26 protein-coding genes are annotated in these 26,139 nt (G+C 68.5%); 17 read left to right on the top strand and 9 right to left on the bottom strand.

Translation table 11 applies throughout. The annotated features are described in order from the left end of the window. Positions 1-77 precede the first annotated feature (77 nt). The gene (locus F1654_RS08415; RefSeq protein WP_150023080.1) at positions 78-716 is read left to right on the top strand and encodes a hypothetical protein; all 639 of its coding nucleotides are present in this window, start codon (positions 78-80) and stop codon (positions 714-716) included. Between the two features lie 58 nt (positions 717-774). On the opposite strand, the gene F1654_RS08410 is transcribed toward F1654_RS08415, so the two are convergent. The 3 genes from F1654_RS08410 to F1654_RS08400 form a co-directional block, all read right to left on the bottom strand. Further along, positions 775-1,047: an usg protein gene (locus F1654_RS08410; RefSeq protein ID WP_150023079.1), complete on the bottom strand. Its 273-nt coding sequence runs from the start codon at positions 1,045-1,047 to the stop codon at positions 775-777. 132 nt (positions 1,048-1,179) lie between these two features. Then, on the bottom strand, positions 1,180-2,181 hold the full coding sequence (locus F1654_RS08405) for a cation diffusion facilitator family transporter (protein ID WP_150023078.1): 1,002 nt from the start codon (positions 2,179-2,181) through the stop codon (positions 1,180-1,182). A 135-nt stretch (positions 2,182-2,316) separates the two neighbouring features. Beyond that, entirely contained in the window at positions 2,317-4,344 is a 2,028-nt protein-coding gene (locus F1654_RS08400) for a TonB-dependent receptor plug domain-containing protein (RefSeq protein ID WP_199200516.1), read from the bottom strand. A gap of 170 nt (positions 4,345-4,514) precedes the next feature. Here F1654_RS08400 and F1654_RS08395 point away from each other — a divergent pair, with 170 nt between their 5' ends. After that, positions 4,515-5,315 carry an undecaprenyl-diphosphate phosphatase gene (locus F1654_RS08395; protein ID WP_150023076.1) on the top strand — a complete coding sequence of 267 codons (801 nt, stop codon included), beginning with the start codon at positions 4,515-4,517 and terminating at the stop codon, positions 5,313-5,315. On the opposite strand, the gene F1654_RS08390 is transcribed toward F1654_RS08395, so the two are convergent. Further along, complete coding sequence (locus tag F1654_RS08390; RefSeq protein WP_199200515.1) at positions 5,312-6,157, bottom strand: LytR/AlgR family response regulator transcription factor; 846 nt, start codon at positions 6,155-6,157, stop codon at positions 5,312-5,314. The two genes, F1654_RS08395 and F1654_RS08390, sit on opposite strands and share 4 nt — an antisense overlap. A gap of 201 nt (positions 6,158-6,358) precedes the next feature. Between F1654_RS08390 and F1654_RS08385 the strand changes: the two genes are divergently transcribed. Then, a complete protein-coding gene (locus F1654_RS08385; RefSeq protein WP_150023074.1) occupies positions 6,359-7,498 on the top strand; it encodes an acyltransferase family protein in 1,140 nt (379 codons plus the stop codon). Here the strand turns inward: F1654_RS08385 and F1654_RS08380 are convergent. Continuing rightward, positions 7,495-8,262 (bottom strand): LolA family protein, encoded by a 768-nt coding sequence (locus tag F1654_RS08380; RefSeq protein ID WP_150023073.1) that lies wholly within the window; start codon positions 8,260-8,262, stop codon positions 7,495-7,497. The genes F1654_RS08385 and F1654_RS08380 overlap by 4 nt on opposite strands. 181 nt (positions 8,263-8,443) lie before the next feature. On the opposite strand from F1654_RS08380, the gene F1654_RS08375 reads away from it, so the two are divergent. The 8 genes from F1654_RS08375 (at position 8,444) to grpE (ending at position 16,009) form a co-directional block, all read left to right on the top strand. Further along, on the top strand, positions 8,444-9,007 hold the full coding sequence (locus F1654_RS08375; protein ID WP_150023072.1) for a DUF2244 domain-containing protein: 564 nt from the start codon (positions 8,444-8,446) through the stop codon (positions 9,005-9,007). Between the two features lie 18 nt (positions 9,008-9,025). Beyond that, positions 9,026-9,886: a methylated-DNA--[protein]-cysteine S-methyltransferase gene (locus F1654_RS08370; protein WP_150023071.1), complete on the top strand. Its 861-nt coding sequence runs from the start codon at positions 9,026-9,028 to the stop codon at positions 9,884-9,886. A gap of 10 nt (positions 9,887-9,896) precedes the next feature. Beyond that, on the top strand, positions 9,897-10,454 hold the full coding sequence (locus tag F1654_RS08365; protein ID WP_150023070.1) for a hypothetical protein: 558 nt from the start codon (positions 9,897-9,899) through the stop codon (positions 10,452-10,454). 11 nt (positions 10,455-10,465) lie between these two features. Continuing rightward, entirely contained in the window at positions 10,466-10,933 is a 468-nt protein-coding gene (locus F1654_RS08360; protein WP_150023069.1) for a VOC family protein, read from the top strand. Between the two features lie 84 nt (positions 10,934-11,017). Further along, positions 11,018-11,326, top strand: a complete 309-nt coding sequence (locus tag F1654_RS08355; RefSeq protein ID WP_150023068.1) for a hypothetical protein — start codon at positions 11,018-11,020, stop codon at positions 11,324-11,326. Between the two features lie 84 nt (positions 11,327-11,410). Beyond that, positions 11,411-14,185 carry a DNA polymerase I gene (gene polA / locus F1654_RS08350; RefSeq protein ID WP_150023067.1) on the top strand — a complete coding sequence of 925 codons (2,775 nt, stop codon included), beginning with the start codon at positions 11,411-11,413 and terminating at the stop codon, positions 14,183-14,185. Between the two features lie 61 nt (positions 14,186-14,246). Continuing rightward, a complete protein-coding gene (gene hrcA / locus F1654_RS08345; RefSeq protein ID WP_150023066.1) occupies positions 14,247-15,308 on the top strand; it encodes a heat-inducible transcriptional repressor HrcA in 1,062 nt (353 codons plus the stop codon). 47 nt (positions 15,309-15,355) lie between these two features. Next, positions 15,356-16,009, top strand: coding sequence for a nucleotide exchange factor GrpE (grpE, locus tag F1654_RS08340; protein ID WP_150023065.1), 654 nt, complete (start codon positions 15,356-15,358; stop codon positions 16,007-16,009). A gap of 100 nt (positions 16,010-16,109) precedes the next feature. Here grpE and F1654_RS08335 read toward each other — a convergent pair whose 3' ends face one another. From F1654_RS08335 to F1654_RS08325, 3 genes are all read right to left on the bottom strand, one after another. Then, positions 16,110-16,478: a YMGG-like glycine zipper-containing protein gene (locus tag F1654_RS08335; protein ID WP_150023064.1), complete on the bottom strand. Its 369-nt coding sequence runs from the start codon at positions 16,476-16,478 to the stop codon at positions 16,110-16,112. 121 nt (positions 16,479-16,599) lie between these two features. After that, the gene (locus tag F1654_RS08330; protein WP_150023063.1) at positions 16,600-17,250 is read right to left on the bottom strand and encodes an alpha-ketoglutarate-dependent dioxygenase AlkB; all 651 of its coding nucleotides are present in this window, start codon (positions 17,248-17,250) and stop codon (positions 16,600-16,602) included. Next, positions 17,240-17,755 carry a hypothetical protein gene (locus tag F1654_RS08325; protein ID WP_199200514.1) on the bottom strand — a complete coding sequence of 172 codons (516 nt, stop codon included), beginning with the start codon at positions 17,753-17,755 and terminating at the stop codon, positions 17,240-17,242. Before F1654_RS08325 ends, F1654_RS08330 begins: the two co-directional genes overlap by 11 nt. Positions 17,756-18,024: 269 nt before the next feature. Here F1654_RS08325 and F1654_RS08320 point away from each other — a divergent pair, with 269 nt between their 5' ends. From F1654_RS08320 to queG, 6 genes are all read left to right on the top strand, one after another. Beyond that, positions 18,025-18,378, top strand: coding sequence for a hypothetical protein (locus F1654_RS08320; protein WP_150023061.1), 354 nt, complete (start codon positions 18,025-18,027; stop codon positions 18,376-18,378). Between the two features lie 57 nt (positions 18,379-18,435). Next, positions 18,436-20,478, top strand: coding sequence for a molecular chaperone DnaK (dnaK, locus tag F1654_RS08315; protein WP_269844609.1), 2,043 nt, complete (start codon positions 18,436-18,438; stop codon positions 20,476-20,478). A gap of 91 nt (positions 20,479-20,569) precedes the next feature. Continuing rightward, positions 20,570-21,751, top strand: a complete 1,182-nt coding sequence (gene dnaJ, locus F1654_RS08310; protein WP_150023059.1) for a molecular chaperone DnaJ — start codon at positions 20,570-20,572, stop codon at positions 21,749-21,751. Between the two features lie 82 nt (positions 21,752-21,833). Continuing rightward, complete coding sequence (dapB, locus tag F1654_RS08305) at positions 21,834-22,655, top strand: 4-hydroxy-tetrahydrodipicolinate reductase (protein WP_150023058.1); 822 nt, start codon at positions 21,834-21,836, stop codon at positions 22,653-22,655. Next, a complete protein-coding gene (gene fzlA, locus F1654_RS08300) occupies positions 22,652-23,338 on the top strand; it encodes an FtsZ-binding protein FzlA (protein ID WP_150023057.1) in 687 nt (228 codons plus the stop codon). The genes dapB and fzlA overlap by 4 nt, the downstream gene beginning before the upstream one ends. A 210-nt stretch (positions 23,339-23,548) precedes the next feature. After that, a complete protein-coding gene (queG, locus tag F1654_RS08295) occupies positions 23,549-24,688 on the top strand; it encodes a tRNA epoxyqueuosine(34) reductase QueG (RefSeq protein WP_150023056.1) in 1,140 nt (379 codons plus the stop codon). On the opposite strand, the gene F1654_RS08290 is transcribed toward queG, so the two are convergent. Then, entirely contained in the window at positions 24,663-26,117 is a 1,455-nt protein-coding gene (locus tag F1654_RS08290; protein WP_150023055.1) for a penicillin-binding protein activator, read from the bottom strand. The two genes, queG and F1654_RS08290, sit on opposite strands and share 26 nt — an antisense overlap. Positions 26,118-26,139 lie beyond the last annotated feature (22 nt).

The following is a 26,139-nucleotide window of genomic DNA, read 5'->3' as shown; positions in this document are numbered from 1 at the left end:
CACGTCTAGTATGGTCAACAAGGCCCCGGCTGGAAAGCCTTGGCGGTCTTAAATCGGGGAGGGCCGGCGCGGTGGACATGGCGATGCGCAGCTTCCTGCTGGCGGGCGTGCTGGCCGTGATCGCGGCGGCGGCGCTGGCAGGCTGGTGGTTTCTGGGCGGCGGCCCGGACCGGGACGCGCTGGACGATGATCCCTTTGTGCGCGGTGATTACGAGCGCATCGAAGGCTCCTTGTATGACGAGTTCGGCGACCCGGGCCAGACGCGCGGGCAAGCCGGAGATGACGAGATCCGTATCACCGTGGGCCAGGGCCAGGCCGGGCGGGCGGACGGCTCGGCGCTGGACGGCCCGCCGCGTTTCGCCGGGACGCCTGCACCTGACGAGCCGGAGCCCTGGTGGCGACCGTCCGGCGGCGCGCCTTTTGTTCCCGAACCGCCGCGCGAGCTGCCCCGCGCCACACCCTCCGAGCGGGTCGAGGCCGATTGCCGGGACCGGGGCGGGCGCTCCTGGGCCTGCCGCTGCCTGGTGCGGGTGGCGCGCGCGCGCCTGAACGAGGCCGAGTTCGAGTTTCTCTCTCTGGCCGAAGAGCCCGGCGAGCCCGCCGCGCGCCTGACCCGCTCAGGCCTGGCGCCGGGCGCCTTGCCCGCAGTCTCGGCGGCGCTCGTCGGGGTGCATGTGGAGGCCGGCCAGCGCTGCGGGACGGGTCTGACGCCCTGACCGGGCCGGGCGGGGGCCTGTCCCCCGTTCTTTTCACGTCCCGTTTGGCGCTCCGCCCCTATTGCAGGCGCAGCTCCAGATCGGCGCGCCGCCAGGCCATGGGCTTGATCAGCCCGGCATGGGCGACCTCCACGGTGTGGATCACCGCCTCGATCTCGCGCCGCCAGAACTCCAGGAAAGTCATGAGCCTGGGATAGTCCGGCGCGCGGTCATAGGTCTGCCACAGAAAGCTTTGCAGCAGGCCGGGATGGTCGGGCATGTGATAGAGCACCGAGGCGGTGGTCAGGCGCGCGCCCTTCAGCGCGCGTTCAAAATCAGGATCTGTGCGCATGCTTTCCCTCCATGTGCCAGACGCAGGAGCTTGACATCGTCCAGCGTCTCCATCAAGAGGATGCGCGCCCAAACATGAATGAAATCAATACGCTAGCAGCGCTCCTACAAGAGTGCTGCCAGGCCTTATCCCCTATCGCTCTGCGCCGGGCCGATCAGCTCTCCCCGCCTTGTCCCCGGCCTCCCTGTCTGCGGCGCCCTTGAACCAGGGATGGCCGTGAAACGCGCCTGCGCTTTCCGGCTCGGGATGGATGATCACATCGGCCGCCGGCCAGGCCGCAGCGATGCGCGCCTCGGCGGCCGAGAGCACGTCATGGGCCTCGGCCAGGGACAGCGAATCCTCAAGCTGCATGTGCATTTGCACATGGATGAAGGGACCGGAGGCGCGGGTGCGCAGCTGGGTGATCCCGCGCACGCGCCGATCATCACCGGCCAGCGTGCGGATCTCGGCGCGCGCCGCGTCAGGCAGTTCGCGGTCCATGAGGTTTTCGATCGCCTTGCGGGCGATGGAGAGCGCCGTCCACACCAGCCAGAACGCCACCCCGGCGGCGATCAGCGGATCGGCCCGCTCCACCCCGGTCATGGCCAGCACGATGGCGGCGATGACAGCCAGATTCGCTCCCAGATCAGACAGATAGTGCGCCCGGTCGCCGCTGACCGCCAGCGATCCGGTGCGCGCAATCGCCCGGGTCTGGGCGCGCACCAGCAGCACAGTGGCGATGATGGAGATGACCATCACGCTCACCGCAACACCGCCCGCCGCCACCGGCTGGGGATCAAGAAATCGCAAGCCCGCCTCGCGCAGCAGCAGCGCAGCGGAAAAAGCCACCAGCACCGCCTGGAACAGGCCCGCCAGCGCCTCGGCCTTGCCATGGCCGAAGCGGTGGGCGGCGTCCGCCGGGCTGGCCGCGTAGCGCACAGCGAAAAACGTGATCAGCGAGGCGGCCAGATCCAGCGCGCTGTCCGCCAGCGAGGCCAGCATGGCCACCGAGCCGGACAGGAGAAACGCGATCAGTTTCAGGATCACTAGCGCGCAGGCGGTGAGCACGGACAGGCGCGTGATGCGCGTGGTGATGGCGCGCGCCTCCAGTGGCGAAAGCTTGCCCGGACCGCCGGGCGCGGCGTCATGCGCCATGGGATCTGTCCCGCGCTGATGGTCAGGGCGGATGGCCGCCCGGTAGAACGTTTGGCCTATCAGCCGCGGCGCGCCTTGTCATCAGGGGTGCAGGACCGGCCGGGGACCCTCTCCCGGCCGGTCCCTGGCCCGGCCCTAGAAGCGATAACTCAAGGACACGCGCACATCGCGCCCGGCCTCGGCTGTGGCCAGGCCGTCCTGGGTCAGGGTGGAGTGGGCGATATAGAGCTCGTCGGTCAGATTGGTCACTGACAGCTCCATGCCGACCCCCTGCCAGCGCCGGGGCGCCCAGCTCAGCTGGAGGTCATGCAGGGTATAGCCCGGCTTGGGGGTGTAGACGATCTGGCCCTCGGGCACGTCGCTGAGCGCCCGGGTGTGGCGCAAGGTATAGCCCGCCGAGATTTCAGGCGTCAGGCTGACGCGCGTGTCCCAGACCAGCTGGTCCCCGCGCGGCGCGCCCAGCCGGGCGATGAACTGGGGCTCGGGCGGCAAGTTGCTGATATCGCTGGTGCTGTAGCGCAGCGAGGTGAGGATCCGGTCCAGGGTGTAATCCAGGCCCGCCTCCCAGCCCTCGATGCGGATGGTCTGGCCGTGATTGCGCAGATTGGTCAGCGGGCGTCCGCCAAGACCGCCCGAGCCGGGCTGGTCAAACAGCACCGCTTTCGAGATGTCTGTGCGGAAAACAACGCCCTGATAACCCAGCAGGCCGGGACCCAGGGGCAGGGCGCGCCCGCGTGCGCCGGCCTCCCACTGGCGCCCGCGCTCGGACTCTAGTTGGCCGTCTGCGGCGCCGTTGAATGTCAGATCCGCCGTGGCGTTGCGGGCGAAATGGATGGGCAGATTGCCAAAACCGCGCGCGCTCTCGCCATAGCCGGCGAACACGGTGAAGCCGGGATGGAAGGCGGCTTCGCCGCCGGCATTGAAGGAAATCGCATCGCCGCTGGCCGAGCGCGGGCCGTAATCGGCGCTGAACTCATCATGGCGCACCCCGGCGTAAAGCCGCCAGATGCCGGCGTAGAACCGGTTCTGGACATAGAGGCCGCGATTGCGGTTGGTGGTGTAATGCGTGCCCTGGTCAGTGCGCGAGGCGGTTCCGCCGTCATCGAAATAATCAGCGCCGACCGTGGTTTCGAGCTGTGCGCCGCCCAGATCGAACCGGGCGGTGTTGCGGATATCGCCGCCGGTCACCTGGCTGATGAAGCGCTCGCCATTGCTGGCGGGGGCGAAGAAATCATTGCGGCTGGAATAGGCTGACATGCCCACGTCCAGCCAGGATGTGGCCGGTGAGTACGCATAGCGCAGGGTATAGGTGTCGCGCACCAGGGACTGATCCTGAGGCGGACGGGCCCGGACATCCTCGGGCTGAAGCTGCCACGGATAATCGCCGCGCTGCATGAAGTTCAGCCCGCTGGCGTCATTGCGCTCATAGGCCGCGCGCAAGGCATGATCGCCCATATCCAGCGCGCTGAGCTTGATCAGATAGGTGCGGTCCTCGCCGCCCGAAAAGGGAACCCGCTCGCCGCCGCCCGTTCTCAGATCGCTGAAGCGCGTCCCGGTGGCGTAAGCCAGCACCGCCACCTGGTCCGACAGCCGCAGCGAGGCGCCTGCCGCCACCCGCTCCGCCTCACTCGCACTGGCATAGGCGGCGCGGATAAATCCGCCCAGGGTCTGACCTGGCGCCAGCTGGTCCTGGGCGTCGATGGTTTCAAACCGGATCGCGCCGCCCAGCGCGCCAAAGCCCTGATCGGCGCCGGCGGGACCGGGCTGGATATCCACACGCTTGAGGATTTCAGGATCGATATTCAGTAATCCGCCCCGGTGGTTATAGAGATTGCGCCCCTGTCTTGCCCCGTCCACGGTGATGTTCAGATTGGAGCCTTCGACCCCGCGCAAAAACAGGCGCTGGCCATTGCGCGTGCCGCCCGCGATATCAATGCCGGGCTCGGTGTCGAAGATATCGCGCACCTGGCGCGCCTGAAATTCCAGCGCCCGGTCGAGGGTGGAGACCGGGCTGGCCCGGCCGATCACGATAACGATATCCGGCGTGGATTGTTCAGCTGTTTCAGCATCTTCAGCCTCACTGCCTGGCGATTGGGCGTGGGCCGTGAACGGGAGTGCGGACGCCGCGCCGAGCATGGCGGCCAATGCAGTGCGGATGAACATGATGGTCCCCTTTTTGAGAATGATGCGCAAGTGCATAACGGGCGCCACCATGATGTCAATGCGTATCATTCTCAAAAAGGAGCGCAGGTGCAGGCCGGTCCGATCCGGGCTTGGCGCGCGGGCGCGAATAGTGCATGCCTCACGGTTTCCCGCAGTCCCGGAGCCCTGTCATGACCGTGTTCACCCTGATCCTGCTGGCTGTGGTGCAAGGGCTGACCGAGTTTCTGCCGGTCTCGTCATCGGGCCATCTGATCCTGGCGCCGGAAGCGGCTGGCTTTGATGATCAGGGCGTGCTCATCGACCTCATGGCCCATGTGGGCTCTTTGGCCGCGGTTCTGATCTATTTCCGGCGTGATGTGGGCGCGGTGGCGACCGGCAAGTTCGCGCTTCTGCGCGGTCAGATAACGCCCGGGGGCCGCCTGGCCTTGCTCATCGCCGCAGCCACCCCGCCCGTGCTGATCTTTGGCGGCATTCTTTATTTTGCGGGCCTGGCCGAGGCCATGCGCTCGCCGGAACTGATCGCCTGGATGATGATCGCCTTCGCTGTCCCGCTCTGGGCGGCCGATCATTTCGGGCGCAGGATCGTCACCACCGAGACCCTGGGCTTCCGCTCCGCCGTGCTGATCGGCCTGGCCCAGGCTTTGGCGCTGGTCCCCGGCGCCAGCCGCTCGGGCGTGACCATGACAGCGGCGCGCGCGGTGGGCATGGAGCGTCCCGAAGCGGCGCGCTTTTCCATGCTGATGTCGGTGCCGGTGATCGCCGCTTTCGGCCTTGTCGCCGTCATCGAGCTGGCCCGCGGCGCCGACACCGGCGCCAGCCTCATGGACGGGCTGATCATTGCGGTCTTGTCGTTCGCAGCCGCCTATGCGGCCATCGCCTTCCTGATGCGCTTCGTGGCGAAAATCGGCTTCCTGCCCTTCGTGATCTACCGTTTCGCCCTGGGCGCAGCGATCCTGATCTGGCTGGTCTAGACCGTTTTGAGGCCTGCCCGGTAGCGCCGGCTGACCGGCAGGCTCCCGCCATCCGCCAGACGCACCTGCGCGCCGCCGTCAGGTCCGGGAATGATCTCGCGTATGGCCGCGTGCACGGCCAGATGTGAGCGGTGCAGTCGCACCGGACGAACGCCGGCGCCGGCCAGCATGGTTTCCAGTTCCGACAGGGGAATGCGGGCGAGATGCGATCCGGTCTGCGTTCGGATTTCGGCGTAATTGCCCGCCGCGCTGGCCGACACGATCTCGCTGGCGGGCAGGCGGATCTCCCGTCCCCCGCAGCGCAGGGCGATCATCCCGCCCTCGCGCGCCTCCCGGCGCAGGGCGGTGATGGTCATGCGCGCGCGGGTCAGGGCGCGCAGCAGCATCAGCACCGCCTGGAAGCTGATATAGGTCAGCGCATCCTTGCGCAGCTCGTAGATGAAGGTCTCCAGCGGTGACCCGAAGCCCTGATAGGGCCGTTCCAGCAGGAGCGGCCACAACATGCTGCGAAATCCGGTCATCAGGCCGGTATGGAGCGCCGCAAAGGCGGCCAGCCCGGCCAGGTGCACCGCCAGGCTGATGCGCCAGCGTCCGGTCTCCAGCGGAAAGGCGGCGCCCAGCGCCAGCACGGCGGGCAGGAGCATCAGGGTCGCCGCCCCGCTCGCGCCTTCCAGAATATAGGGATACAGCCCCGGCGCAGCGCCTGAGCGGGTTATCTCGTCGGCCAGCGACAGCGCATTGATGGTCACCACCGCGGCGACGCCCGCAGAACATGCAAGGCCCGCCATGACAAAAGCGCGCCGGTCGGCGGCGCGGTCCCGGTCGCGGTCCTGGAGGGTCAAGGCGGCGCCTGTCATGGCGATGAGTGTGCCGTGCGCCGCACGCCAGGGCCAGCGCCGTTCGGCCCTGCAGGCGCGTCATTCATCCCCGTAGAGACCTCAATACAGCCCGTTCGTCCCGCCTGGCCGGCGCCGGTCACGATCCGCAAGACCGGAGCGTCATCGTGGTTCAGTTATTACGGCCTCAGCTTCCCGGAGAGCCTGATGACGCTGCCTGACCGCCGCCCGGATCTCGACGCCTTGCGAATTTTCGCCTTCGCCGTGCTGATTTTTTATCACACCGGCATGGGCTATGTGACGTGGGGCTGGCATGTGAAGAGCGTCTATGCCGGGCCGGTGCTGGAGCCGCTGATGGCGCTGGCGAGTCCGTGGCGCCTGCCGCTTTTGTTTTTCATCTCCGGCGCGGCCATGGCGATGCTGCACGCCCGGCTGGGCGCGGCCGGTTTCGCGCGCGACCGTATGGTGCGCCTGATGGCGCCGCTGATCCTGGCCATGACCGTGATCGTGGTTCCGCAAGCCTATGGCGAGCTGCGCCAGTCAGGCGAGATCGAGGCGGGATATCTGGCCTTCTGGGCGCGATATCTCTCCTTCCAGGGCGGGTTCTCCATCATCACCCCGACCTGGAACCATATGTGGTTCGTGGCCTATCTGCTGGTGTACGCGGTGCTTCTCGCCCCGGTCATGGCCGGGCTCAGCCGGGCGGGCGCAAGGGGTCTTGATGCGTGGCTGTCCGGGCCGCGCGCCGGGCTCATATTGCTTGTGGCGCCGGTGATTCCGCTGCTGGCCATCCGTTTCACGCTGGGGGAAACCTTCCCGGTCACCCATGATCTGGTGAGCGACTGGGCCACCCACGCCTTCAGCCTGACTTTCGTGCTTTATGGCGTGGCGGCCGCGCGGTCGCAGGCCGCATGGCGGGCTGTGGACCGGTGCGGGCCGGCCGCTCTTGGCCTGTGCCTGCTGGCGGGCGCAGGCCTGGTCATGGCCTGGCAGACCTGGGACGCCCTTGCCGCCCAGCCCTGGCAGGCGGCGCTCTGGCGCGCCCTGAGGCTGGCCTATGCCTGGTGGGTGATCCTGGCCCTTCTATGGGTGGCGCGCCGGTTGATACGCCGCAGCGGGCCGACGCTGAAGCGCGCCAGCGCGCTGGTCTTTCCGGTCTATCTCATCCACCAGACGATCACGGTGATGGCGATCTATCTGATCACGGCGGCGGGCTGGCGGCTGGGCGCGGTGACCGAATTCGCCCTGGTGGCGGGCCTGACGATTGCCGGCGCCATCGCCTTTGCGATGGCGGCCGAACGCACCGGGCCCTTGCGGATCTGGTTCGGGCTCAAGCCCCGGCTTTAGCGCCGGCGGCTGCGGCGGCGCTCGGAGATCACGTCCTCATCGTCCAGGATGAACAGGCGCGGCTCCAGGCGCATGCCGGTCTCCACATTGCTGAGCAGCACCTCGGTCAGCCCGCCCATGGCGTCCACCGCGTACCAGCCGGCCAGTTGCAGCGTCTCGGCGGGCAGGGCCGGATCAGGATCCTCGAACACCAGGGTCAGCCGGCCGCCCTCCTCGCCATCGGGATCAGCCAGCGTCACATAGAGCCGGCCGCGCGCATGGCCGGCATCGGTCACCGCACCGCTCTCGGACAGGGTGGGACCGGCGCCCAGCACATGGCGCAGCGGGGTGGAGGCGATGGGGGCGCGGTCAATGGTCTCCAGATCGAAATCGGCGATGGCCACCGTGCTGCCATCGGCCACCATCAGCACCGGCGTGGGCGCATCATAGGCGAAGCGCGCCCGGCCCGGCCGGCTCAGCGCCAGATCGCCGGTGGTCAACGAACCGTCTGGCGCGATCTGCTCGAAACGCGCGCGCAGCGTGGTCACGCCTTCAAACCAGGCTTCGGCCCGGGCCACGCCCAGACGCCGCTCGGCCTCGCCCGTCGCGTTGTCGCCGGAGGGCAGGGGCACGATGGCGTCCGGATCCGGATCGGGCTCGGCCATATAGACAAAGGACGCGCTCGCCATCAGCGGCGCGTCGGCGCTGGCGTCTATTGCGCTGGGCGCCGCCAGCGCGGCGGCGGCGGAAAGGGCGGAGGCGTAAAGAAGCGCGGACAGGGTCATGACCGGTTCTGGGCTCTGTCAATTGTGGCGCGGGCGGGGCGCCCGGGCGTCATGAAACCGACCTTAGTGACTGATTTTGACGCGAGAAAGGCGTGCGCGTTCATCCAGCCTGCAGGATGCAGTTGCGTCACGGCCCCCGCGCCCTTGGGCGGGCGGGGGATGGCGCGCTATATTGGCCGTCATGGAGCGCCGCCGCATCTATGAAACCTGGCCCTCTGAAGCCCCGCCGGAACCGCTGGCGGCGGGTGAGCGGCTGTATCTCGATGCGCAGGTGCGCCCCAACCGCTCCCTGCCCAATTGGGGCTTTTACGCCCTGATGGCGGCCATCGCCCTGGTCAGCTTCACCGCAGGGATCGCCTTCATGCTCATCGGCGCCTGGCCGGTGCTGGGCTTTTTCGGGCTGGACGTAGCGCTGATCTGGCTGGCCTTCCGCCTGTCCTACCGGGACGGGCGGCGGCTGGAGACCATTCAGATCACGAAGCACGAGATCCGGGTGGGGCGGCGCTATCCCACCGGCCACCAGACCTGGTTCCGCCTGCCGCGGGCCTGGACAAGGGTGGAGATCGCCGGTGAGGGCGAGCCGGATGTGCAGGCGCGCCTGACCGCCAAGGGCAAGAGCCTGATCATCGGCTCCATGCTGTCCGGCCCCGAGCGCGAGAGCCTGGCCGCAGCCGTGCGCGAGGCCATCGAGGCGGCGGGGCAGGCGCCGCTTGCGCAAGAATCAGGTGGCGGCGCCCCTGTATGACAGGGCAGGGTCGCACCCATGAACCCGATTACATCCCCCGCCCCGCTGGACGAGCGCGCGCGCGACTATCCGCGCATCACCGCCGCCCTGGATTTTCTGCACGAAAACTGGCGCGATCAGCCTGATCTGGCCGCCGCGGCGAAGGCGGCAGGCCTGTCGCCGGCGCATTTCCAGCGCGTCTTCACCCGCTGGACCGGGGCCAGCCCCAAGCGGTATGTCCAGGCCCTGACCCACGCCAGCGCGCGCAAGCTGCTGGTGGACGGAGCCAGCGTGCTGGATGCGGCGCTGGAGACCGGTCTGTCCGGCCCTTCGCGCCTGCATGACGTGTTCATCGCCGAAGAAGCCGTGACGCCGGGAGAGGCCAAGGCGGGCGGGGCCGGGCTGGCGTTGCGCTGGGGCTGTGCGCCGACACCGTTCGGGACCGGCGTGTTCCTGATCGCGCCGCGCGGCTTGTCGGCGCTGGCGTTTGCGGGCGCAGACGGCGAGGACGCGGCCCTGGCCGATCTCGCTGCGCGCTTTCCCGGCGCGGCCTTCCACCGCGAGGATGGGCTGGCGCGCCAGTGGGCGGAGCGGATTTTCGACGCGCGCGCCGGTGAGGCGGCCCTGCCGCTGGCGCTCTATGGCACGCCCTGGCGCCGTCAGGTCTGGCGCGCGCTGCTGCGCATTCCGCCCGGCTGCACGGTCAGCTATGGCGATATCGCCCGCACGGTCTGTTCTCAGCGCGCCAGCCGTGCGGTGGGCGCGGCGGTGGGCGCCAATCCGGTCAGCTGGCTGATCCCCTGTCACCGCGTGCTGGCGGGCGACGGGCGCCTGACCGGCTATCACTGGGGGCTGGAACGCAAGCGCGCCATGCTCGCATATGAGGCTGCAAGGCGCTAAATAGCTCCCCATGATCGATGCCGGACTGATTGTTTTCGCCGCCGCCCTCGTGGCGTTTTCCCTGGCCTGCCTTGTGCGCTGGGCGCTGGCGGTGCGCGCCCTGCGCGCCGATGCTGCGGATGAATACGCCGGGCGCGCCCGCGACAAGCCGGCCAGCGTCAAGGGTGTCAGCGAGGACGCATTCATCCGCCTCTATGTGCAAAGCTTTCAGCCGCGCTGGGCGCTGTATGCGGCGCTGGCCACCGGGCTCACCCTGGTGCTGGCGCCGCTGATGATCGTCATCGCCGGGGCGGTCTATCATGTCCTGTGGACGCTGGGCGGAGCGCCCGAATGGGGCGGGCGTATCGGCTATGTGTTTCTGTTCAGCCAGTTTTTCGGCATGATCGCCCTGTGGGCCCTGGTCGCAGGCGTGGTGGCGCGCTTTTACTGGCTGCGCGCGCCCGAGCCCTGGACCCATGCGCTGGCGCGCGCCCGGGGCGAGCCCATCCCCGAGGAGTCCACTTGGCGCCGCCGGCCCAAATGGGCAAGGCGGGTGCGCCCCGATCCCGAACCGGACGCAGACAGCTGAGGACCTGATTAATGGAATATCTGCACGCCATGGTGCGCATCAGCGATGTGGACGCCTCGCTGCGCTTTTTCTGCGAGGGGCTGGGCCTGAAAGAGGTGCGGCGCAAGTCCAGCGAAAAGGGCCGCTTCACGCTGATTTTCCTGGCCGCGCCGGACGATCTGCGCCGGGCGGGGATCGAGGCGCTGGACGAAGGCCCGCTGCCTGCGGGTCTGCCCATGATCGAGCTGACCCATAACTGGGACCCGGAAGACTATGGCGGGGCGCGCAATTTCGGCCATCTGGCCTTCCGGGTGGCCGATATCTACGCCCTGTGCGCCCGGCTGCAGGCCCTGGGCTATGTGATCCACCGCCCGCCGCGCGACGGGCATATGGCGTTTGTGCGCAGCCCGGATGGAATCTCCATCGAGCTTTTGCAGCGCGGCGAGCATCTGGCGCCCGCCGAGCCCTGGGCCAGCATGGACAATACCGGCAGCTGGTAGAGTCCGCGCAAACGGAACATTAACCGAACATCCTTGACAGCGCCGCGTGTTCCGCCTATGTTCTGTTCTGGAAGGAGCAGACTCATGGCTTACAGCGCTTCGAATGGTGGATATGCGCGCAATGCCGGCAAGCGCTGGCGTGGCGAGGATCTGGCGCAATTGCGGGCTCTGGCGCGCAAGGGCGCCCCGGTGCGCCTGATCAGCCTGCGCCTGGGCCGGCCCGACAGCGCCATCCGCGCCAAGGCGGGCGAGCTGGGCCTGACCCTGTCGAACGCCGAGCCGGTGATCGCGCCTGCGCCGTCGCGCACCCTGTCGCGCACCCCGCGCCGGGATATTGCGCCGGCCATGGCGCCTGCGCGCGCCCCCCAGGGCGATCTGTTCGCTCACGCCTGACGCGCCTGCCTCGCACAGATTGCCCCTCCCGGCTGGCGGGCCTAGCTTGGCGTCCCTGCCCTGTTCGCCAGCCGGAGCCCTCCCATGGCCGTAACCCGCCCCGTTGACGCCCAGTCCCATGTCTATCTGGTGGACGGGTCGGGCTTCATCTTCCGCGCCTATCACGCCCTGCCGGCCCTGACCCGCTCCGACGGCGCGCCGGTGGGCGCGGTGCAGGGCTTTTGCGCCATGGTCTGGAAGCTGTTGAAAGACCTCAAGGGCGAGGATGCGCCGACCCATCTGGCGGTGATTTTCGACCATTCCGGCGTCACCTTCCGCAACGCGCTCTATGACGGCTACAAGGCCAACAGGCCCGAGCCGCCCGAAGACCTGGTGCCGCAATTTGCGCTGATCCGGGACGCCACCGGGGCCTTTGACCTGCCCTGCATCGAGCTGGAGGGCTATGAGGCCGATGATCTGATCGCCGCCTATGCGCGCCAGGCCGCCGAGGCCGGGGCGCGCGTCTCCATTGCGTCTTCCGACAAGGACCTCATGCAGCTGGTCAATGACCAGGTGACCCTGCTCGATCCCATGAAAGTACGCCGCATCGGGCGCGAGGAGGTGATCGAGAAATTCGGCGTGCCGCCCGAAAAGGTCATCGATGTGCAGGCCCTGGCCGGCGACAGCGTGGACAATGTGCCCGGCGTGCCGGGCATCGGGATCAAGACCGCCGCCCAGCTGATCACCGAATATGGCGATCTCGATACGCTGTTGGCGCGCGCCGAAGAGATCAAACAGCCCAAACGCCGCGAAAGTCTGATCGAACACGCTGAGAACGCCCGGCTGTCGCGCCAGCTGGTGACCTTGAAGGCCGATACGCCCACGCCTGCGCCGCTGGAGAGTTTTGGCGCCGCCGATCCCGATGGCGAGCGGCTGGTGGGCTTCCTCAGGGCCATGGAATTTCGCACCCTGACGCGCCGGATCGAGGAGGCGCTGGGCGCCGGCCCTGCGGACGAGACCGGCGACGCCACCGCGCCCATCGATCGCTCCGCCTACAAGACCGTTCAGACCCTGGAGGCGCTGGACGCCTGGATCGCGCGCGCCCGAGCAGCGCGCGTCGTGGCGGTGGACGTGGAGACGGACGCCCTGTCGGCGAGTGCGGCGCGCCTGGTGGGCGTATCGCTGGCGGTGCGCCCGGGCGAGGCCTGCTATATCCCGCTGGGCCATTCGGGCGGCGATCTGGCCGACGGGGGCGGGCGGCCCGAGCAGATCGATATGGCCAGTGCGTTGGGCCGTCTCAAGCCGCTCTTGGAAGACCCGGCGATCCTGAAGCTGGGCCAGAATTTCAAATATGATCTGGCGGTGTTCGCCCGCCATGACATCCACCCCGCGCCCTATGACGACACCATGCTGCTCTCCTACGTGCAGGAGGGCGCTTCCGGCGGGCATGGCATGGACGCGCTATCCGAACGCCATCTCGGCCACAAGCCCATGAGTTTCAAGGAGGTGTGCGGGTCTGGCAAGGCGCAGAAATCGTTCGACGAGATCGATCTCAAGACCGCCACGCAGTACGCCGCCGAAGACGCCGACGTGACCTTGCGCCTGTGGGAGATCCTCAAGCCGGCGCTGGCGCGCTCAGGGCTCTCCACCGTCTACGAAACGCTTGAGCGGCCCCTGCCGGCCGTGCTGGCGCGCATGGAGCTGAGCGGAATCAAGGTGGACGTGGCCCAGCTCTCGCGCCTGTCGTCGGAATTCGCCCAGAAAATGGCCGAGGCCGAGGAGGCCGCCTTCGAGGCTGCCGGAACCCGCTTCAATCCGGGCAGCCCCAAGCAGATCGGCGACATATTGTTCGGCGAGATGGGCCTGCCCGGCGGCAAGAAAACCAAGTCGGGCGCCTGGTCCACCGATGCGGCCGTGCTTGAGGAGCTGGCCGCCCAGGGCTATGATCTGCCGCGCGCGCTTCTGACCTGGCGTCAGTTCGCCAAGCTCAAATCCACCTATGCCGACGCCTTGAAAGACGCCATCAATCCCCAGACGGGGCGGGTGCACACCAGCTTTGCCCTGGCGGCCACCAATACCGGGCGTCTGTCGAGCTCCGACCCCAATCTGCAGAACATCCCCATCCGCACCGAGGAGGGGCGCAAGATCCGCGAGGCTTTCGTGGCTGAGCCCGGCCATGTGATCGTGGCGGCGGACTATTCCCAGATCGAGCTGCGCCTGCTGGCCCATATCGCCGGGGTGGAGGCGCTCAAAGACGCCTTCCGCGCCGGGCAGGACATTCACGCCATGACCGCGTCGGAAATGTTCGGCGTGCCGCTGGAGGGCATGGATCCGATGGTGCGGCGCAACGCCAAGGCCATCAATTTCGGCATTATCTACGGCATTTCCGCCTTTGGGCTGGCCAATAATCTGGGCATCTCCCGCGACGAGGCCAAAACCTATATCGACAACTATTTCAAGAAGTTCCCCGGGATCGCCGATTATATGGAGGCGATGAAAGCCGAGGCGCGCGAGCGCGGCTATGTGCAGACCCTGTTCGGGCGGCGCATCCATCTGCCGTCCATACGCGACAAGAACCCGTCCATGCGCCAGTTCGCCGAGCGCCAGGCCATCAATGCGCCCATACAGGGGGCCGCCGCCGACATCATCCGCCGGGCCATGGCGCGCATGGATGCGGCGATGGCGAAGGCGGGCCTGAGCGCGCGCATGCTGTTGCAGGTCCATGACGAGCTGGTGTTCGAAGCGCCCGAGAACGAAGCCGACGCCCTGATCGCGCTGGCCCGCGAGGTCATGAGCCAGGCGCCCTTGCCGGTCATATCCCTGTCCGTGCCGCTGGATGTGGATGCGCGCGCGGCCGCCACCTGGGGCCAGGCGCATTAAAGCCAGGGGTGTTCGCCGGGCGATTGCGCTGGCGCGCGCAAGGCCCTAACTCTTGAATGTGATGAGCGATCCGGTCCGTCTGCCCAGTCTTGCCGAGCTTGATGCGCGCTCGCGCGACGTGTTCCGCGAGCTGGTGGAGACCTATCTGGACACCGGCGAGCCGGTGGGTTCGCGCACCCTGTCGCGCAAGGGCGCTTTCACGCTTTCGCCGGCCTCTATCCGCAACACCATGGCCGATCTGGCCTCGGCAGGGCTGCTGACCGCGCCCCACGCCTCGGCGGGGCGCATGCCCACCCATGCAGGCCTGCGCTTGTTCGTGGACGGGTTGCTGCAGATTGGCGATCTCGATTCCGACGACCGGCGCGAGATTGACGAGCGCGTGGCCGCGGCAGGCCGGCGCACCGAGGACGTGCTGGGCGAGGCCTCAACGCTTCTGTCCGGGCTCGCCGGCGGCGCAGGTCTGGTGGCCTCGCCCGCCAGCGAGGCGCCTTTGCGCCATGTGGAATTCGTCACCCTGGCGCCGGGCGAGGTGCTGGCGGTGCTGGTGAGCGAGGGCGGGTCGGTGGAGAACCGGCTGATGCGCGCGCCGTCCGGCCTGCCGCCCGCAGCCCTGATCGAGGCGGGCAATTATCTCTCCGCGCGCCTGCGCGGGCGCACGCTGGCCGAGGCGCTGGCCGAGATCCAGACCGAGATCGCCGAGCGCCGCGCCCAGCTGGACGAGGCGGCCGCCGAACTGGTGGAGCAGGGCGTGGCCGACTGGAGCGGGCCGGAAACCCGCCAGCTGATCGTGCGCGGCCAGGCGCGCCTGCTGGAATCGGTGGAGGCGGCGGGCGATCTCGAACGCATCCGCATGCTGTTTGAGGATATCGAGCGCAAGGAGGGGCTGCTGGCCCTGCTGGACGAGGCGCGCAACGGCCAGGGCGTGCGCCTGTTCATCGGCTCGGAAAACCCGCTCTTTTCGCTGTCGGGCTCCAGCGTCATCGTGGCGCCCTACCGCAATCGCGATAATCGCATCATCGGCGCCATCGGCGTCATCGGCCCCACCCGGCTGAACTATGCCCGGGTGATCCCGCTGGTCGATTACACCGCCCGCGTCGTCGGTCGGCTGCTCGCCTCACGCTGAGGCACGGCCCTTGACCTCAACGCCTGCTCGCATCAAGACCACATCCCATGACCCAGACCGATCCAGAGACCCCCGACATGGACGCCGCCCCGGAAGAGCTTGAGGCGCAAGACGCTGCGGCCGAAGAGGCTGAGGCGGCTGAGCCTGACGCCGATGAGGCCATGCCGGACCCTGAAGCGGTGATCGCGGGCCTGCGCGATCAGTTGCTGCGGGCGCTGGCCGAAGCCGACAATGCCCGCAAGCGCGCCCAGCGCGATGTGAAGGATGCGCGCGAATACGCCGTCACGGGCTTTGCCCGCGACATGCTGGATATCGCCGACAATCTCGCCCGCGCTCTCGGCGCAGTCAGCGAGGAAGCGCGCGCCTCGGCCGGTCCCGCCCTGACCACGCTGCTGGAGGGGGTGGAGCTGACCGAGCGCCGGCTGGCCAGCACGCTGGAGCGCCATGGCGTGCGCAAGGTGGAGCCCCAGCCGGGCGAGCCGCTGGACCCCAACCGCCATCAGGCCGCCGCCCAGGTCCCCGCGCCCCAGCCCAAGGGCGCCATCGCCCATGTGATGCAGCCGGGCTATGTGATCGGCGAACGCACGCTGCGCGCCGCCATGGTGGTGGTGAGTGCGGGGCCTGCCGAGGGCGAAGCAAGCTCCGCCGACGAGTCCCAGCGCCCCGCCCGCCCCAATGGCGGTGTGGATGTGAGCGCCTGAAGCGCGCCCCGCTACTCAGCCGATCGCTTCTAATGCAAACAGGGCGGCCCTTGAGGGCCGCCCTGTTCACGTCATCGGGGGAGTAAAGCGGCAAAAGCCTCTAGCGGCGGCGGGCTGCAGTGCGCGGTTCGCCGTTCTGCCAGAAGGTGGCGCCGGTGTCGTAATCCTCATACCAGTAGCGGCCCGAATACTGGTCGTAATAGAGCTGCGAGTGGCGCGGATTGTTGGGGTTGTGCGAGCACCCGCCCTGGCGCTGGCAGGCGATGGCCGCGCCGGCGACCGCGCCGCCCACCGCGCCGATCAGGGCGCCGGTGCGTGCGTCGCCGCGGCCGGTATTATTGCCGATGATGGCGCCGCCGGCTGCGCCGATGGCGGCGCCGGTGGCGGCCCCGCCCACGGCGGGGGAGGTGGTGGCGCAGGCCGTCAGCACGAGGGGAGCGGCGGCGGCGAGAGCTAGCATGCGGATCATTGGGACCCTCTTTGTTGGTCGCGAATGGGTTCTCTAGCGGCCGGACGCGCCCGACCGTCAGGGCATACTCTATCACGTCCAAGGCTGAATTGAGGCTGAATGGTTTCACGCGGGCAAAAAACTACCGCACCCGGCGCAGGGTCAGATTGATGCGCCCGGGCCGCCAGGCCTCCGGCAGCAGGGCGGAGCTTGCCGGATAAATCCGGTCCACGCCGTGATGGCAGCGCCGGGCCGCGCCGCCCAGCACCACTACATCGCCTGACGACAGCACCAGCGAGCGCGTGGGATCAGTGCGGCGCAGGCCCCCGATGCGGAACCGGGCCCGGTCGCCCAGGCTCACCGAGACCACCGGCGCATCGCGCGCATCCTCATCAGCGTCCACATGAAGGCCCAGCCGGCTGTCCGCGCCATAGACATTGACCAGGCAGGCCTGCGGCGGGTCCGGCCAGTCCGATACGGCCGCCCAAAGCGCCAGCAGGGCGTCCGGCATGGGCGGCCAGGGCCGGCCGGTCACCGGGTGGGCCGGCTCATAGCGATAGCCGCCCCGGTCGCTGATCCAGCCCAGCGGGCCAAGATTGGTCATCTCGACGCTCAGCGACGCGCCGGTGCGCGGCATGGACGGGCGGTAGAGGGGCGCGTGCGCGATGGCCGCGATCACGTCATCGGCCAGCTTTCGCTGCTCATCAGGACCGAGAAAGCCCGGCAAAAGGCGGAAGCCGTCCGGGGTCTGGAAGCGCGGTCTGTCCGTTTGCGCTCCTGCTTCAGCGGCCATGGCCAATATCTGACAGCACGCGCTGGCGCGGGTAGAGGGCGTCATGGAGGGCGTAGGAATCCGTGCACTGCACAACCGCGCCTGATGTGAGCGCCGCTTTGAGATGCTCATAGAGATAGCGCGCGCGTTCTGGCGTCAGCCATTCGGGCGGCGCTGCGGCGTCCAGCCCGCCCGCCCAGCCGGTCAGGGCCAGCGCATGGCGCTGGACCGGCCGCTCCAGGCAATCGGCGCTGAGCGTGTCGATCTCCGGCGCCAGCGCGAGATCGTCCAGCATCACAACGACCACATCCATGCTGGCGTCCGGCTCGCCCAGCCCGTTGATGTAAAAGGCATGACCCCATCCGTCCGGCATGCCGGGCGCGCTGACGCGCACCGGGGCGGCGTCCGCAAACACCCCGCCGACGCCGAAAATGCGCCGCCGCTCGCCCATGCGCGCGCTCAGGGCAAATGCGCCATCGGGGCCGGTCTGGACAATTTGCGCATCCTCCAGCCCGTCATAGCGCACCTGCGCCCCTTCAACCGGCGCGCCGTCCGGGCCGATGACATGGCCGGCGCTGTTGGGCGCCAGGGCGTATTCATGCTGGCTGAGACAGGCGGTGAGGGCGAAGGCGGCGCTCAGGGATGCGATCAGGACGGGGATGAAGCGGGCGATGGCGGCCTCCCATGCGGTCGAGGGCCAAAGGGTCGGGCTTCAGACCGGTCAAGTCAATCAACCCTGCTTTGACGTTCCGGGTCGCCTTGCCCGTGGCCGTGCGCGCGGCCTAGCTTGGCGCCATGCTCCTGTTCGCTATCCAGTTGGCGCATTTCCTGATCTATGTGGCGGCGCTGGCCATGCTGGCGGGCATGGCGGTTTATGCGCTCAGCGGGCGCCTGGCGCGCTATATCCCGCTGTTTCTGGGATATCCGCTGGCGATCCTGGCGGGCTATCTGGCCAACGGCAATCGCTGCATTCTGCAAACCTGGGCGCGGGCGCTGACCGGCGTGGAGGACGGCTGGGCGCGCGATATCCTCTTCCTGCCCGAGATCGTGGCGGTGAACACCATGGCGGTGTGCATCCCGGTCTTTGTTCTCGCCGCCCTGGCGGTGATCGCGCGCTGGGCGCTGACGCGGCGGGCGCCGATTTCCTGACGGGCTCTTGCGCTGCGGCGCGCTGCTACCTAAATCGCCGCATGACGCGCGTGGGTATTGACTGTTTCATGCCCGCGCCCGAACACGAACGCGAGCCAAACCGGGGGGCGGCTCCCGGCCGGACGCAGGCGCTTCGGGCCTGGCGCACGGCCCCGCCCCGCCGCACAAACAGGAGACACGCACGCGATGAGCAAGGTAATCGGCATTGACCTGGGCACGACCAATTCGTGCGTGGCGGTCATGGAAGGCGGCCAGGCCAAGGTGATCGAGAACGCCGAAGGCATGCGCACCACCCCGTCCGTGGTGGCGTTCAGCGAGGACGGCGAGCGCCTGATCGGCCAGCCCGCCCGGCGCCAGGCGGTGACCAACCCTGATCACACCTTCTTCGCCATCAAGCGCCTGATCGGGCGCAATATGGCTGACCCGATGGTCAAGAAGGACAAGGACATGGTCCCCTACGCCATCGTGGAAGGCGCCAATGGCGACGCCTGGGTGAAGGGGCGCGACAAGTCCTACGCGCCGTCCGAAATTTCCGCCTTCATCCTGCAGAAGATGAAAGAGACCGCCGAGAGCTATCTGGGCGAGAAGGTGGAAAAAGCCGTCATCACGGTTCCCGCCTATTTCAACGACGCCCAGCGTCAGGCCACCAAGGATGCGGGCAAGATCGCCGGCCTTGAGGTGCTGCGCATCATCAACGAGCCGACCGCGGCCGCGCTCGCCTATGGCCTGGACAAGGACGCCAACAAGACCATCGCGGTCTATGACCTGGGCGGGGGCACGTTCGACGTGTCCATCCTGGAGATCGGCGACGGCGTGTTCGAGGTGAAGGCCACCAATGGCGACACCTTCCTGGGCGGCGAGGACTTTGACCTGCGCATCGTGGATTATCTCGCCGACGAGTTCAAAAAGGACAACGGCATTGATCTGCGCAAGGACAAGCTGGCCCTGCAGCGCCTGAAGGAAGAGGCCGAAAAGGCCAAGAAGGAGCTGTCCAGCGCCACCGCCTACGAGGTCAATCTGCCCTTCATCACCGCCGACGCCTCGGGTCCCAAACACCTGACCATGAAGCTGTCGCGCGCCAAGCTGGAAAGCCTGGTGGAGGACCTGATCAAGCGCACCATCGAGCCGTGCAAGGCCGCGCTGAAGGATGCGGGCGTGTCGGCCAGCGATATCGACGAGGTGGTGCTGGTCGGCGGCATGACCCGCATGCCCAAGGTGCAGGAGGCCGTGAAGGGCTTCTTCGGCAAGGAGCCGCACAAGGGCGTCAACCCGGACGAGGTGGTCGCCATGGGCGCGGCCATCCAGGCCGGCGTGCTGCAGGGCGATGTGAAGGACGTGCTGCTGCTCGACGTGACCCCGCTTTCGCTGGGCATCGAGACACTGGGCGGGGTGTTCACCCGGCTCATCGACCGCAACACCACTATCCCCACCAAGAAATCCCAGACCTTCTCCACCGCCGACGACAACCAGACCGCGGTGACCATCCGCGTGTTCCAGGGCGAGCGGGAAATGGCGGCGGACAACAAGCTGCTGGGCCAGTTCGATCTGGTGGGCATTCCGCCCGCCCCGCGCGGCCTGCCCCAGATCGAGGTGACGTTCGACATCGACGCCAACGGCATCGTGAACGTGTCGGCGCGTGACCAGGCCACCGGCAAGGAGCACGCCATCCGCATCCAGGCCTCGGGCGGTCTGTCGGACGCCGATATCGAGAACATGGTCAAGGACGCCGAGGCCAATGCCGAGGCGGACAAGAAGCGCCGGGCGCTAGTGGACGCGCGCAACAATGCCGAAGCGCTGGCTCACCAGACCCGCAAGCAGGTCGAGGAGTTCGGCGACAAGGTCTCGGCCGAGGACAAGTCGGCTATCGAGAGCGCCATTGCCGATCTCGAAAGCGTCAAGGATGGCGAGGATGTGGACGCCATCCAGCAGAAGACCCAGGCCCTGATGCAGGCGGCCATGAAGCTGGGCGAGGCGATGTACGCCGCTCAGCAGCAGGGCGCAGGTGAAGCGGGCGCGTCTGAGGACTCTCCGGCGGAAGACGGCGTGGTCGACGCCGAATTCACCGAGGTCAAGGACGACGACGAGAAGAAGAGCGCTTAAGGGCGTTTCAGGGCAGAGCCTGACGGGCGGCCCCGTCCCGGGTGGGGCGGGGCCGCTCGCCATGACAAGGCTGGCGTGATCGGACGGGTTTATGAGCAAGCGTGATTATTACGAGGTTCTGGGCGTCGCCCGCGATGCGGACGCGAAGGCGGTCAAGAGCGCCTATCGCAAGCTCGCCATGCAGTTCCACCCCGACCAGAACCCGGACAATCCCGAGGCCGAAGCCAGGTTCAAGGAAGTGGGCGAGGCCTATGCGGTCCTGTCCGATGCCGACAAGCGCGCCGCCTATGACCGTATGGGCCATGCCGCCTTCCAGAATGGCGGCGGCGGGCGCGGGCCCTTCGGGGGCGGCGGGGCCTCTGCGGCTGATTTTGCAGACATTTTCGAGCAGGTGTTCGGCGACGCCTTCGGCATGGGCCGGCGCGGCGGCGCCCGGCGCGGCGGGCCGTCGCGCGGCTCGGACCTGCGCTATGACATGGAAATCACGCTGGAAGAGGCGTTCAACGGCAAGGACACCGTGATCCGCGTGCCCACCACGGTGACCTGCGAACGCTGCGAAGGCTCGGGCGCCGAGCCGGGCACGGGCGTGACCACCTGCACCACGTGTTCGGGCACAGGGCGCATCCGGCGCACCCAGGGCTTCTTCACCATGGAGCAGACCTGTCCGACCTGTGGCGGGCGCGGCTCCTATGTGGAAACGCCTTGCCGCGCCTGCGACGGGGCGGGGCGCGTGCGCCAGACCCGCGATCTGCGCGTGCAGATCCCGGCCGGCGTCGAGGACGGCATGCGCATCCGCCTGTCCGGCGAGGGCGAGGCGGGCGCCCAGGGCGGGCCGCGCGGCGATCTCTACATCTTCGTGTCGGTGCGCCCGCACGATCTCTATGAGCGCGACGGGCCCAATCTCTATTGCCGCGCGCCGGTGCCCATGGTCACCGCGGCGCTAGGCGGGAGTATCGATGCGCCCACGATTGATGGCGGCAAGGTGCAGATCAAGGTGCCCGAAGGCGCCCAGACCGGCGAGCGCATGCGCCTGAAACAGAAGGGCATGGTGCGGCTCAATGGCGGCGGCGCGCGCGGCGACATGTATGTGGAGCTGTTCGTGGAGACCCCGCGCAAGCTCACCGAGCGCCAGCGCGAGATCCTGCGCGAGTTCTGTGACATCTCCGGCGAGGGCTGCAATCCCGAAAGCGACGGCTTCCTGCGCAAGGTGCGCCGCTTCTGGGACGATGTGCGCGGCGAAGACCATCCCGACGGGCCGAGGACGGGGGCTTAAGGGCGGCCGCAAGCGCGGGCGGGATACGCTTTCTTCACCGCTTCGGGCGAGGACTTGAGCCTCATGACCTGGTGAGGAGCGCATGACCGACACCCCATTCAAAATCTGCGTCGCCGGCGTGTCCGGGCGGCTGGGCCGCTCCATCGCCCATGAGGTGATCCGCCGGCTCGACACCGTACTGACCGGCGCGCTGGTCAGCGCTGATTCGGTCCATCGCGGGGCCGATGCGGGCGAAATCGCCGGGACCGGCTTTCTCGGGCTGGAGGCGGTAGTGTCGCTGGAAACCGCTTGTGAGGGCGCGGACATGGTGATCGACGCCAGCCTGCCCGATTTCACCGCCGCCATGGCCGGGCGCCTGGCCGCGCGCGGCGGGCCGGGACTGGTGACCGGCGTGACGGGGCTCTCGTCTGAGCAGCAAAAGGCCGTCGAAACGGCGGCGCGCATGATCCCGGTGCTCCAGGCGAGCAATTTCTCGCTGGGCGTGGCGGTGATGGAGCGCCTGCTCGCGGACGCCGCCCGGCTTCTGCCCGCCAGCGAGTTTGATCTGGAAATCGTGGAGACTCATCACCGGCGCAAGACCGATGCGCCCTCGGGCACCGCGCTGATGCTGGGCCGCGCGGCGGCGCGCGCGCGCGGCGAGGCGCTGGAAGACCGGGCCGTCTATGCCCGTCCGCGCACAGGCGGCGCGCGCAAGAGCGGCGAGATCGGGTTCAGCGCGGTGCGCGGCGGCGGCGTGACGGGCGAGCACGAGGCCCGTTTCCTGGCCGCGTTCGAGGAAATCACCCTCACCCACCGCGCGTTTGACCGCTATATCTTTGCGCGCGGGGCCGTGGAGGCCGCGCTTTGGCTGAAGGACCGCCCGGCCGGACTCTATTCCATGCAGGACCTTCTGGGGGCGGCGTGACCGGCGCAGCGCGTCTTTATCATTTCGCCCTCGACCCCGCCTCGCGCCAGGCGCGCCTGGCGCTGGCGGAAAAAGGCGCGGCTTTCGAGCCCGTGCCCGCCTCGCCCTGGGAGGCCGATAGCGCGCTGGCCGCGCTCAACCCGGCCGGCCTGCCGCCGGTGCTGGAGCATGAGGACGAGGGCGGGATGCTGCGCATCTGCGGATCGCGCGCCATTTTGGAATATCTCGAAGAGATCTCGCCCGAGCCTGCGCTCCTGCCCGGCGGGCCGGCCGAGCGCGCCGAGACGCGCCGCCTCATAGACTGGTTTGACCGCAAATATGATGGCGAGGTGAACGCCTGGCTCTTGCACGAGAAGATCGAAAAGCGCCTGCAAGGGCTGGGCGCGCCCGATCCGGCGGCGATCCGGGCGGGCCGCGACGCCCTGCGCTGGCATCTCGATTATGTCGGCGCCCTTCTGGAGACGCGCGAGGGGCTGGCCGGGCCGCGTTTTTCGCTGGCTGATATAGCGGCGGCGGCGCATTTGTCCTGCGCCGATTATCTCGGCGAGGCGCCCTGGGACTCCTGCCCTCCGGCCAAGGCGTGGTATCAACGCATCAAGTGCCGCCCGTCCTTCCGCGCCATCCTGGCCGACCGCCTGCCCGGCCTGGCGCCCGCAGACGGCTATCAGGACCTGGATTTTTGAGGGCTCCAGCAAGGGGGCTTCATACGGCTAGAGAGGGCGGATGAATGTGCAGCCTCTCCATACTGCCTTCCCGGAATCCGCGCAGCGGATATCCGGGACCCATCCCGGCGCATCTGAACCGCTCTGGCGGCGGAGCGGGCTGGTGGATGGATCCCGGCTCTCCCTCCGGTCGGCCGGGAAGACAGTGTGGGCTGACTTTGATGAAGCCACATGACCGCCGCCGCTGAATCCCTCGCCAGCCGCGCCCGCGCCCTCGCGCTGGAGGCCGGCTTCTCCACCGCGCGCATCGCGCGGGCGGACGCGCCCTGGGCGGCGGGGGCGCATTTGCGCGACTTTGTCGCCGCGGGCCGTCACGGCGCCATGGGCTGGATGGAGGAGACGCTGGAGCGGCGCGTCCATCCCACCGCCATGTGGCCGCAGGCGAAATCGGCGCTGGTGGTGGGGCTCGACTACGGGCCCGAGCATGATCCGCTGGAGGCCCTGCAGCGCACGCGCGAGCCGGTGATTTCGGTCTATGCGCAGAACCGCGATTATCACGACCTGATGAAGAAGCGCCTCAAGGCGCTGGCGCGCGCCTTTCACGCCGAGACAGGCGCGGGCGTCAAAGTGTTCGTCGACACCGCCCCGCTGATGGAAAAGCCGCTGGCCCATCGCTCGGGGCTGGGCTGGCAGGGCAAGCACACCAATCTGGTCAGCCGTGAATTCGGCTCCTGGCTGTTTCTGGGCGTCATGCTCACCGAGGCTGATCTGGCGCCCGATGCGCCCGAAACCGATCATTGCGGCTCATGCCGGGCCTGCCTTGATATCTGCCCCACCAACGCCTTTCCGGCCCCCTATCAGCTCGATGCGCGTCTGTGCATCTCCTACCTCACCATCGAGCACAAGGGGCCGGTGGCGCGCCATCTGCGGCCTCTCATGGGCAATCGCATCTATGGCTGTGATGACTGCCTGGCGGTGTGTCCGTGGAACAAGTTCGCCCGCGTCAGCGCCGAGATGGCCTTCCAGCCGCGCGAAAGCCTGACGGGGCTGACCCTGGCGGGGCTCTGCGAGCTCGATGATGCGGGCTTCCGGGCGCTGTTCACGGCGTCTCCGGTCAAGCGCATCGGGCGCGAGCGCTTCGTGCGCAACGTGCTCTATGCGCTGGGCAATTCCGGCGCGGGTGATCTGGCCGATGCGGCGGCGGCGCGTCTTGATGATGAGAGCGCGCTGGTGCGCGGCGCGGCGGTCTGGGCGCTCTCCCGGCTCGATCCTGGGCGCTTCGAGGCCGAGCGCGCAGCGCGGCAGGGCGCTGAAGGCGATCCAGACGTGCGTGAGGAGTGGGCGCTCAGCTCGGCCCCGCCGGGTCCATGATCTGCGGCGGGGGCGCGTCCTCGAATTGCTCGGGCGCCGGCGAGATCACCCGGAACTGACCGCCCTGTATGGTATAGACCGCCAGCGCCCGCTCGATCGTGCCGTCAGGGCGGAAGCGGAACAGCCCGTCCACCCCGTCAAACCCGCTGGGGCGCTCCAGCAGGCTGCGCGGATCCCCGCCCGGCTCCCGCGCCATCATCGCCGCCAGCGCCACGGCGTCATAGCCCAGACCCGCCAGGCGCGAGGGGCGTTCGCCATACATGGACTGAAACACGCTTTCAAAGCGCGCGCGGGCTTCCGGCTCGGGGCCGGCGAACCAGCCATGGGCCAGGGCGGGCTCGCGCACCAGCGCATTATCGCGCCACAGGCCCGTGCCGATGAATTTCACCAGCAGGGGGTCAATGTTTTCAAACACCAGCACCGGCCCCAGCATGCGCAGCCGGTCGCCGCCCTCGGGCAACAGCACCACCTGGAAGGCCGAGCCGGGCGTGGGGGTCCAGTTGGCGCCGCTCATGCGCGCCGCCTCGCGCGGATCCAGCCGCTCCACGCCCAGCCGGGCCAGGCGTCGGGCGGCCTGGGTCATGGAGTCCACCCCGCCTTCATAGAATTCACTGGCCACCAGGCCGGTGCGGAAGCTGCGCTCGATACGGCGCGGCTCAGCGTCCTCCGGCGCCCCGTCGGGCGGGGGGATGGTCACCGTGGAGATTTCCGGCAGCGGGTCGGATCCCAGCCGGGCGGTGATGGTTTGGGCGTAAGCGTCGCGCGCCACCCGGCCATAGGCGGTGTCCGGCGCCACCACGGCGAAGCGGGTTGCACCCTGATCGAGCACATGCTCGGTCACCCGGCGCACCTCTTCCTGGGGCGGAAAGCTCAACAGATAAAGCCCGTCCCCTGCGATGGCCAGATCGGTGGAGAAGGCGATCAGCGGCTTGCGCGCGGCCCGGGCCGCCTCGCCGGCGGCCTCGGCGGCGGCGCTGAACAGCGGTCCGATGATCAGATCGGCGCCATCGGCCAGCGCCGCTTCAGCCGCATCGCGCCCGCCTTCGGCCGTGCCGCGCGTGTCCTTGGGCAGAAGCAGCACGTTATCAGCACCCTGTTCGAACAGGGACAGTTCCGCTGCGCGCAGGATCTGGGAGGCCTCCGAGCGCGCCGCCTCGCTGCGCGCGCCGAACGGCAAGAGCAGGCCCACGCGCAACAGATCGCGCTCGCGCCCGGCCAGATGCGCCGGCGTATAGGCCCGGTCGGTCATCTCCACCGCGGCGACCGCCGGTTCGGGCGGCGCGCCGATCACCGGGCGTACAGGCTCCAGCGGCGTTTGCGCGCCCGGCCCGGCCGCGCCGCAGGCGGACAGCGCCAGCAGCGCGGCGCCCGCCATGATCGCGGTCAGGCTTGGCCGCACGTGCGGAGTGGTGGACACTGGCCCTGTCATGATGCGCATCCCGTCTCGTCTG

This window comes from Alkalicaulis satelles, from assembly GCF_008630495.1.
Taxonomy (GTDB): Bacteria; Pseudomonadota; Alphaproteobacteria; order Caulobacterales; family Maricaulaceae; genus Oceanicaulis; species Oceanicaulis satelles.
The sequence above is the reverse complement of the archived record's forward strand: the minus strand, read 5'-3'. Positions and strand labels throughout refer to the sequence as shown.

Excerpts from the sequence above, each read along its gene's own strand:
- F1654_RS08360 (WP_150023069.1), top strand. The coding sequence starts at position 10,466 with ATGGAATATCTGCACGCCATGGTGCGCATCAGCGATGTGGACGCCTCG.
- polA (WP_150023067.1), top strand. The coding sequence starts at position 11,411 with ATGGCCGTAACCCGCCCCGTTGACGCCCAGTCCCATGTCTATCTGGTG.
- F1654_RS08405 (WP_150023078.1), bottom strand. The coding sequence starts at position 2,181 with ATGGCGCATGACGCCGCGCCCGGCGGTCCGGGCAAGCTTTCGCCACTG.
- dapB (WP_150023058.1), top strand. The coding sequence starts at position 21,834 with ATGACCGACACCCCATTCAAAATCTGCGTCGCCGGCGTGTCCGGGCGG.
- queG (WP_150023056.1), top strand. The coding sequence starts at position 23,549 with ATGACCGCCGCCGCTGAATCCCTCGCCAGCCGCGCCCGCGCCCTCGCG.
- F1654_RS08370 (WP_150023071.1), top strand. The coding sequence starts at position 9,026 with ATGAACCCGATTACATCCCCCGCCCCGCTGGACGAGCGCGCGCGCGAC.
- F1654_RS08380 (WP_150023073.1), bottom strand. The coding sequence starts at position 8,262 with ATGACCCTGTCCGCGCTTCTTTACGCCTCCGCCCTTTCCGCCGCCGCC.
- F1654_RS08400 (WP_199200516.1), bottom strand. The coding sequence starts at position 4,344 with ATGTTCATCCGCACTGCATTGGCCGCCATGCTCGGCGCGGCGTCCGCA.
- F1654_RS08330 (WP_150023063.1), bottom strand. The coding sequence starts at position 17,250 with ATGGCCGCTGAAGCAGGAGCGCAAACGGACAGACCGCGCTTCCAGACC.
- F1654_RS08290 (WP_150023055.1), bottom strand. The coding sequence starts at position 26,117 with ATGACAGGGCCAGTGTCCACCACTCCGCACGTGCGGCCAAGCCTGACC.
- hrcA (WP_150023066.1), top strand. The coding sequence starts at position 14,247 with ATGAGCGATCCGGTCCGTCTGCCCAGTCTTGCCGAGCTTGATGCGCGC.
- F1654_RS08375 (WP_150023072.1), top strand. The coding sequence starts at position 8,444 with ATGGAGCGCCGCCGCATCTATGAAACCTGGCCCTCTGAAGCCCCGCCG.
- F1654_RS08385 (WP_150023074.1), top strand. The coding sequence starts at position 6,359 with ATGACGCTGCCTGACCGCCGCCCGGATCTCGACGCCTTGCGAATTTTC.
- dnaJ (WP_150023059.1), top strand. The coding sequence starts at position 20,570 with ATGAGCAAGCGTGATTATTACGAGGTTCTGGGCGTCGCCCGCGATGCG.
- F1654_RS08410 (WP_150023079.1), bottom strand. The coding sequence starts at position 1,047 with ATGCGCACAGATCCTGATTTTGAACGCGCGCTGAAGGGCGCGCGCCTG.
- F1654_RS08335 (WP_150023064.1), bottom strand. The coding sequence starts at position 16,478 with ATGATCCGCATGCTAGCTCTCGCCGCCGCCGCTCCCCTCGTGCTGACG.
- F1654_RS08395 (WP_150023076.1), top strand. The coding sequence starts at position 4,515 with ATGACCGTGTTCACCCTGATCCTGCTGGCTGTGGTGCAAGGGCTGACC.
- F1654_RS08320 (WP_150023061.1), top strand. The coding sequence starts at position 18,025 with ATGCTCCTGTTCGCTATCCAGTTGGCGCATTTCCTGATCTATGTGGCG.
- F1654_RS08415 (WP_150023080.1), top strand. The coding sequence starts at position 78 with ATGGCGATGCGCAGCTTCCTGCTGGCGGGCGTGCTGGCCGTGATCGCG.
- F1654_RS08355 (WP_150023068.1), top strand. The coding sequence starts at position 11,018 with ATGGCTTACAGCGCTTCGAATGGTGGATATGCGCGCAATGCCGGCAAG.
- grpE (WP_150023065.1), top strand. The coding sequence starts at position 15,356 with ATGACCCAGACCGATCCAGAGACCCCCGACATGGACGCCGCCCCGGAA.
- F1654_RS08365 (WP_150023070.1), top strand. The coding sequence starts at position 9,897 with ATGATCGATGCCGGACTGATTGTTTTCGCCGCCGCCCTCGTGGCGTTT.